This window comes from Actinosynnema sp. (assembly GCF_052038725.1).
The window spans coordinates 1-2,311 of record NZ_JBQGCX010001011.1 but is presented as its reverse complement, the minus strand read 5'-3'; the positions used below and the strand labels follow the sequence as shown (position 1 = coordinate 2,311).

At 77.8% G+C, this 2,311-nt stretch carries 1 protein-coding gene; it reads left to right on the top strand.

What is annotated here, in order from left to right; genetic code table 11:
• Nucleotides 1–2,311: S8 family serine peptidase (locus tag ACTUAL_RS21420; protein ID WP_440901501.1), on the top strand; the 2,311-nt coding region annotated here is incomplete at both ends.

The window sequence follows — 2,311 nt, the reverse complement described above, 5'->3', positions numbered from 1 at the left end:
AGTACGAGCGGGGCGGCGACCGGTACGTGCTGCCGGACGACGCCGCCGCGCAGGTCGCCTCCGGGCGGCTGGACGTCGAGCTGTTCAACGTCACCGGCCTGATCCGGCAGGGCTACGACGACGCGGGCGTCGACGCCACGCCGCTGCTGGTGCGCGGTCCGGCCGCCGAGTCCTCGATCGCCGACGCCGGGCAGGTCCTGCCCTCGATCGGGGCTCGGGTGGCCGACGTGCCCAAGTCCGGCACCGGGGCCTACTGGGCCGAGCTGTCCGCGCCGCGCGCCGCCGACGCGGGCCAGACCGAGGTCTGGCTCAACGGCAGGGTCCGGGCCGCGCTCGACCGCACCGTGCCGCAGATCGGCGCGCCCGCCGCGCACGACGCCGGGCTGACCGGCGAGGGCGTGCGGGTCGCCGTCCTGGACACCGGCTACGACCCTGGGCACCCGGACCTGGCGGGCCGGGTGTCGCAGGCGCGGGACTTCACCGCCAAGGGCTCCCCCACCGACGGCGACGGGCACGGCACGCACGTCGCCTCCACCATCGGCGGCAGCGGCGCGGCCTCGGGCGGCAGGTACCGGGGCGTGGCCCCCGAGGCCGACCTGGTCGTCGGCAAGGTGCTCGACGACGGGGGCTGGGGCACCGACGCCGGGATCATCGCGGGCATGGAGTGGGCCGCCCGCGAGGCGGGCGCGGACGTGCTCAACATGAGCCTCGGCGGCGGGCCGCCGGCCGGCGCCGACCCGCTGGCGCTGGCCGTGGACGCGCTGACCGCCGAGACCGGCGCGCTGTTCGTGATCGCGGCGGGCAACTCCGGGAGCGACGAGTCCGTCGGCTCGCCCGCGACCGCCGACTCGGCGCTGGCCGTGGGCAGCGTGGAGAAGGACGACTCGCTGTCCGGGTTCTCCAGCCGGGGGCCGCGCACCGGCCGGTACGCCACCAAGCCCGAGATCGCCGCGCCCGGCGGCGCGGTCGTCGCGGCCGAGGCGGGCACCGGCGGTTACCGGAGCATGTCCGGCACGTCGATGGCGGCGCCGCACGTGGCGGGCGCGGCGGCGCTCCTCGCCCAGCGGCGCCCGGACTGGACGGCGGAGCAGCTCAAGCCCGCCCTGGTGTCCACCTCGGCGGACGTGCGGGCGAGCGCGCTGGCGGTCGGCGGCGGTCGCGTGGACGTGGCGCGCGCGGTCACCTCGGAGGTGCACGCGACCACCTCGGCGGTGGACTTCCACTTCCCCTGGGCGGAGACCGCCGCGCGCGGCATCCCGGTGACCTACCGCAACAGCGGCGACCAGCCGGTGGCGCTGGCGCTGTCGCTGGAGCTGACCGGGGCGGCGCTGTCGGCCACGTCCCTGGTGGTGCCCGCCGGTGGCGCCGCGTCGGTGGAGGTCCTGGGCACGCCCAGGTCCGCCGCCGCGGGCTCGCACGGCGGGGTGCTGACCGCGTCCGCCGACGGGGTCGCGCTGCGCACCCCGGTGCTGGTGCGGCAGGAGCCCGAGCAGTACGACGTGACCCTGGAGGTGCTGGACCGCGACGGGCGGCCCGCGCAGCTGAACCCGGAGCTGCACCCGGCGGCGACCGCGGTGGACCTGGCGACCGGGACGATCACCCGGCTGGAGGCGGGCGGGGCGACGAGGCTGACCGCGGGGCGGTACGCGCTGTACGCCCGCGTGCTGACCGCGCGGGGCCCGGTCACCGAGAGCACCGTGCTGGCCGTCCCGGAGCTGGTGGTGAGCGGGAACGTCGACGTGGCGCTGGACGCGCGCGACGGCGAGCGGGTCGAGGTCGGCGTGGACGACCCGAGGGCGCGCGGCGGCCTGTGGGACGACGCGGTGGTCGCCTGGGCGGACAGCGGCTCCCCGGTCTGGTACCGGGGTGGCGGCGACGCGGCGCTCGACCGGTTCTACGCGCACAGCTACGGCCAGGGCGACTCGATCGGGTACCTCGCGGGGGTCGAGCTGGCGGAGCAGCCGGTGGAGCTGGCCGTCGACGGGCAGCGGGTGCGCGCGTCCTGGCTCACGGCGGCCGACTGGCGCGGTGTCCGGGGCTACCCGGTCGCGTTCGGCGGCGGCGGGCAGCCGGGCGAGCTGGACGACGTCGCGGGCAAGCTCGTGGTGCTGGACCTGCCCGACGACCCGTTCGGGCTGCCGGAGGTCGCGGCGCGGATCGAGGCGGTGCGGGACGCGGGCGGCGCGGCGGTCGCGCTGTCGACCTACCTGTTCGGTGACCCGAGCGGGTTCGCGCTGCCGACGGTCCAGCTGGGCGGGCCGTCCGGTGACTGGCTGCTGGACGGGGCTCGGGACGGGTCGGTGACCGGCGC